The sequence below is a fragment of the Candidatus Accumulibacter aalborgensis genome, assembly GCF_900089955.1.
GTDB lineage: Bacteria > Pseudomonadota > Gammaproteobacteria > Burkholderiales > Rhodocyclaceae > Accumulibacter > Accumulibacter aalborgensis.
Map to the genome: position 1 here is coordinate 1 of NZ_FLQX01000084.1, position 5,215 is coordinate 5,215.

Genomic DNA, 5,215 nt, shown 5'->3' on the forward strand with positions numbered 1-5,215 from the left:
ACGCAAGCCAGCGCCGACACCCGGACGCAGCCAAAGTGCGAAGTGCAAAGTTTCGCGCCAATCCGGTGCTGGAAATGTGAGCCTGGAACTTTTTTGACGAGCCACAAGCCATCACGCAAGAGATCAAAGGAATGATCAACCCAGAGCGCAAATTGGTTCCCTTGGATTTGATTTTCGATTATCCCGTCCGATGGTCCAGGTTTGAGGTTCTGCGTGATCTCGTCCAGAATTTCTACGATGCAGTGCAATACCAGGAGTGGGACAAGCGTTTTTCCTTTGAAACAACAGGAGGAGTCCTTTGTCTCAAAGCAGAGGGTGTCGGGTTTAGTTATGATTGGCTTATTCCTATTGGCGCATCTACAAAACGAGAGAATGGCGGGAGCTACGCGGGCTATTTTGGCGAGGGCTTTAAGATAGCTTCTCTCTGTGCGGTGAGAGATCATGATTGGCAGGTGGAATTGTGCTCCCGCAATTGGGATTTAAGGGTGACATCGGCTGACGTGTCTGTGGATTCTCGTCAACTGAAATCGCTCGCCTATCTTGTTGGTAAAAGAGAAAATAATTCCAGTGACACTCTCCTCCGTCTTTATCCATTCAGTGATCTTGCTTTGCTCCAATGCGTATTGTTGAGTTTTTACTACCCGAGCAATCCGCTGTTTGGAATAAAAATATGGGAGTCATCTGAAGTTGCCGCTTACCTTCGCTCGCCGGAACAAAAGCCAATAGGATACCCGGCTACTTACGGCGACAGCGGGCCAGGAATTGTTTTTGCGGGCTATCAAGCTCTTGGCTCGTTTCCGTATCCATTGGTCTTCTGTTTGCACGATCATCATCAAATCGATCGCGAGCGAAGAAATCTCTACAAAATGGATGTGATAAAGATTATCAGCAAAGTAGCCTGCAAACTGCCTGCAAAAGCGTCGGCGACGGTGCTTGAGGCGATAAAATCACGGTGGCACGACTATCCGCGTAGAAAATATGATTTTGAGTCGTGGCATCCGATCGTTGGGGTGTTGGTCAATAACGTCGCAAAAAGCGCCGAAGACACACGTTCCTGGAAAGAGCAATATCCGCACCTATTGATTGCACCAGTCGTCAAACGCAGCAACATACCGGAATACAATCGCCGCCGGCAGGCACGCGATTGGTTGAGGAATTCAGGTAGACGGTATCAACTTGTTCAGGAAGGGTTCGCAAAGCTGGGTTATCCAGCACTGGAACAGATCTGTGAAGCGGAAGGTGGATTTAGTCTTGTTCGGCAAACCACGCCAGATGAGTGCAAGAGAATTGCAGTGCTCGAGGAGTTGGCTTTGGCATTGCTGCCAGAATTATTTGAAAAAATCAAGTTGCCGCCTTGCATGATCATCAAGAGCGACAGATCTGTTTGGCAAGGGATGACCTCTTGTGTTCCGATCAACCGGTCACAACAGCGGTGTTATGGCGAGGTGATTCGCTATCATTTGCCCTATATTGCTATGAAGGAGTGGCTGTTGTCGGACGATTCGTTCGGAGACGCCACCAGCACCTACCTGCACGAACTGGCTCATATGTTTGGCGGGGATAGGTCAGCGTCTTTTAGCAATATCCTTTCAGTGTTCATGGCAATTGCATTGAGCAAGAGTGTTTTGATCGCACAATGGCAAAAGCGGTGGGAAAAAGCATACCTAGCTGATGGCTGACCGGCTCCAGGTGCTGTCGCCTTCTTACCCTTCAGGACCCCAACCCGCGCACTTGCAGGCGCAACTCACGCTGGATTTACAGACTGCCGCTCAGTCTCATGTGTCGTTGGAGAAGGCTGAAGATTGCCTTCACCGCAATGCATGCATTACAACGAAACCTCACACGCGCGAGCCTGATCATGCCCTCCCTGCAAATTCGAAATCTGCCAGACGACCTGTACCAAACGCCCGCAGTCGCACCGGAGTTTGGCGCAGGAGGCGCTGATCGCGCTTCGCAGGGCAACGGAGAGCACCGGTCGCGGGCGCCGGGAACAGATTCTCGAAAGCATCAGCCTTGACATCGCGACTACCGGCATCCGAACGCTTTCCGTCGGACCCGAACGGCTGCTTTGCGACGACCGGGACCGCTAACCCATGCGCATCGTCCTTGACGCATCAGCGGCTGCCAACATCATTTTGCGCACTGATCTCGCGCCGTCCCTCATCGAAAGACTCAAAGACTCGGCCAAGGCAGTCTGGTCATCGCGCCCACTCTGTTTCATGGTGAAATCGCCACCACGCTCTGGAAATAAGTCCGTTGCGGCGACCTGAGCAAAGACACGGCCTTGGCTCGCTACGGCGAGGCCGTCGGCTTGGTGGACGCTTTCGAGGCGGACGAAGCGCTCGCCATTGAAGCGTTGTCCGCCGCCATTCGCTACAACCACCCGGTCTACGAGCAGGGCTGCTTGGGCGGTCGGGGTCGCCGGCGCGCCGGTCATGGGGGCAGCGGCATTCAGCACTTCATCCGCGGCGTTGACAAGGTGAAGCTGCGGGTAGGGCTGGTCTTTGCGGTCATCCTCGCGATGGCGCTCGGGTACATCAAGCAGGGGCGTGCTCACCAAATGCGCCCACTGGCCCGGACTCAACGACAGGCCAGCGGTTAGTGCCACCAGGCGACTTCCCCGCATCAGGCACCAATTATGCCAAAGGCGTGTTACGTGGAGAGCATTGGTCTACACACTGGAAAGAAATCTCACCATGCTCTACGTAAAGCCATGCCGAACGCTTCGGAATTGAAAGAGGACGGCAAAACGAAGGCCAGGAAGGGCTGCGTCAAGGAGTCCTTGCTCTCAAGAGAATACATATACCACCCCTTGCTTTCCTTATCTTCTGGAGAAATACATGAGATTGGCGGCCAGGGAACAATCAGCGATCCGCGAAGCGATTCATGAGGCCGATGGCGAGGCTTCGATCTACCTTTTTGGCTCACGCGTCGATGAGGCAGCCAAGGGCGGGGATATCGATCTGCTGGTGCTTTCCAGGAAAATCGATCTCATGACCAAGCTCGGTATTCTGGCTCGGCTTCACCAGCAGCTTGGTGAGCGCAAGATCGACATGGTGGTGTACCCGGATACTTCGCGGCCTTTTCCCCGAATGGTCATGGAAGAAGGCGTGCGATTATGACGAAAGTGAAAATTGAACTCCTGCAAGACGAGCTGGCAGGCCTGCAGCTTGCCGCCGGGCATCTTCAATACTCAACCGAACGATGTCGCGACCTCATTGGTCAGGAAGGGTTGCCGCCAGAACAACTGGAGCGTCTGGAATCACTGACCAGCCGCTTTGCTCGATTGGCTGACCTGCTCATTCAGCGCGTATTCCGCCTGGTCGATGAGGTCGAGCTGACGGGCGGTGGCTCCCTGCTCGACAGAATCTACCGCGCAGAAAAACGAGGTTGGGCCAATGCGGCGGAACTGATCACGATCCGTGAGCTGAGAAACCTGATCGCTCATGAGTACGCGGCAGAGAAAATGATCGAGATTTATACCGCTGTCGCAGCACTGTCCCCCGTACTTCTCGCAACTGTGCCCAGAGTAATCGCATACGCCAATATCACCCTCCGAAAATACGCACGATGACCAGGCGTAAAGGCCTCATCCTCGCTCCTGTCCCGATTCCAGCCTTGCTGAACGCCTGCGATCCCAGGCCCACGCCCAGATCGATTGGGACCAGGGGCATGAATTCAAACCCACTGAACTACGCCAGGTGGTGCGCGATGGCGTACCTGCTGACTCCCGAGGGTATCCACGCGAAGCTGCGCCTGACCCGCAACGACCTGACCCGGAAGGAACAGGAGTACATCGTGACGACGGCGGAAATCGATCACATGCGCGCCGCGCTCGGCGTGGATAATGACCGTCGAGAGATCGCTGCACGCAGCCGTACCGGCTTGAAGGAGCCCGTTGGGGTTCGCAAGCCAGCCAGCCAGCCAGCGGCGGCAGCGTACTTGAAAGACGACGACGATTCCGGCGAAGCGTCGGAACAAGTCGCCTTCAAGAGGAGGGCAGTCCCCAATGGCGTAGTCACACCATGTGCTGAATGCAAAAACATTCGGGCATGGCGGTAGCGTACCCGAAGCGCATTGCCGAGCGTTGCCTGTGTGCCTACGTCGGAAATGTTGCCGGAGCCCGATTCTTCGGGTCAAACCCGTCTGCTTCCCAGGACCGGCCTCATCGCCATGTTCTAAAACGAATGGCCACACAGCCCTTTCAGCCGCGTTATCGTGATCACTTGGCTCGGAACAGACCACCATGGAAAACCAGAGGTCTACATCCACGTCGAAGTCCAAGGCCAACACGACGCCAATTTCCCCGAACGCCTGTTCACCTACAACTACCGCCTCTACGATCGCTATCGTCGTCCGGTTGCCAGCCTGGCCGTTCTCGCAGACGGGGGCGAGAACTGGAAGCCGACTCACTTCGGCTACCAACGATTCGGCTGCGAGGTCGGCATCCGCTTCCCGACCGTCAAGATCCTCGACTACGCCGACCAAGCCGAAGCCCTCCTCGCCGACCCCGATCCTATTGCCCTGGTCTCACGCGGCGCACCTATTCACCCGCCAGACAAAATCGGATATCAAGGAGCAATACCGAAGTGCCAGCGTACTGAAAAACCGCCGCATCGTATTCAATATCAAGGGCAATGACTACCGACTGATCGTCGCCATAGCCTACAACTTGCAGATCGTCTACGTGAAGTTCGTCGGTACCCATACTGGAACGTGTCGTCCAGGCAAGCGCGGGTCGCCCGAAGAATCGGGCTCCTACGTGAGCCTGGTTCGTTCGATGAGCGGTCGGTATTCCTGGTAGGAGCCCGATTCATCGGGCGATAGAAGCGCCGCCCCCGTCATCGCCAACGCAGCCACCGCCAGATCACACGCAAACAAGCACGGCCCCGTAACGAGCGACCATGCTGTCGTGAGTGAGCAGGCGCATCGTTTCGGTCAGCCCTTGGGCCACCAGCAGCCGGTCAAAGCGGTCCTGGTGATGGCCCACAAGGCGACGTGAGTGTCGAGCAGCAGCCTCAAGATCCGTGCCCCCGCAGAAACAGCCGAGCCACCTCCTTATAACTGGCCGCCACCGGTTCCTGCGCCCAGCTCAGCCTGCCCGACGGCCAGTCCGCGCCCGTCGATTGCGGCCTATTCCGGGGCGCGGAGACTTCAAGCGACGCCGCCGGGTGCGTCAACGGCATTCCCTCAAAGTCGACGCCTGCGATGTCAA

The 5,215-nt window shown here is 56.0% G+C and carries 6 protein-coding genes; all 6 read left to right on the plus strand.

Going from position 1 to position 5,215, the window contains the following annotated elements; genetic code table 11:
- Positions 1 to 131: 131 nt before the first annotated feature.
- The 6 genes from ACCAA_RS04910 (at position 132) to ACCAA_RS04935 (ending at position 4,804) form a co-directional block, all read left to right on the plus strand.
- Positions 132 to 1,679 (plus strand): hypothetical protein, encoded by a 1,548-nt coding sequence (locus tag ACCAA_RS04910; protein ID WP_186406119.1) that lies wholly within the window; start codon positions 132 to 134, stop codon positions 1,677 to 1,679.
- 605 nt (positions 1,680 to 2,284) lie between these two features.
- On the plus strand, positions 2,285 to 2,602 hold the full coding sequence (locus ACCAA_RS04915; RefSeq protein WP_186406120.1) for a hypothetical protein: 318 nt from the start codon (positions 2,285 to 2,287) through the stop codon (positions 2,600 to 2,602).
- 238 nt (positions 2,603 to 2,840) lie between these two features.
- Positions 2,841 to 3,122: a nucleotidyltransferase family protein gene (locus ACCAA_RS04920; RefSeq protein ID WP_186406121.1), complete on the plus strand. Its 282-nt coding sequence runs from the start codon at positions 2,841 to 2,843 to the stop codon at positions 3,120 to 3,122.
- Positions 3,119 to 3,574 (plus strand): hypothetical protein, encoded by a 456-nt coding sequence (locus tag ACCAA_RS04925; RefSeq protein WP_186406122.1) that lies wholly within the window; start codon positions 3,119 to 3,121, stop codon positions 3,572 to 3,574. Before ACCAA_RS04920 ends, ACCAA_RS04925 begins: the two co-directional genes overlap by 4 nt.
- 137 nt (positions 3,575 to 3,711) lie before the next feature.
- Positions 3,712 to 4,062, plus strand: a complete 351-nt coding sequence (locus ACCAA_RS04930; protein ID WP_186406123.1) for a helix-turn-helix domain-containing protein — start codon at positions 3,712 to 3,714, stop codon at positions 4,060 to 4,062.
- Between the two features lie 451 nt (positions 4,063 to 4,513).
- Complete coding sequence (locus ACCAA_RS04935) at positions 4,514 to 4,804, plus strand: type II toxin-antitoxin system HigB family toxin (RefSeq protein WP_186406124.1); 291 nt, start codon at positions 4,514 to 4,516, stop codon at positions 4,802 to 4,804.
- Positions 4,805 to 5,215 lie beyond the last annotated feature (411 nt).

What these genes read in the sequence shown, in the direction of transcription:
- ACCAA_RS04910 (WP_186406119.1), top strand. Translation starts at nt 132, where the DNA reads ATGATCAACCCAGAGCGCAAATTGGTTCCCTTGGATTTGATTTTCGAT.
- ACCAA_RS04920 (WP_186406121.1), top strand. Translation starts at nt 2,841, where the DNA reads ATGAGATTGGCGGCCAGGGAACAATCAGCGATCCGCGAAGCGATTCAT.
- ACCAA_RS04930 (WP_186406123.1), top strand. Translation starts at nt 3,712, where the DNA reads ATGGCGTACCTGCTGACTCCCGAGGGTATCCACGCGAAGCTGCGCCTG.
- ACCAA_RS04925 (WP_186406122.1), top strand. Translation starts at nt 3,119, where the DNA reads ATGACGAAAGTGAAAATTGAACTCCTGCAAGACGAGCTGGCAGGCCTG.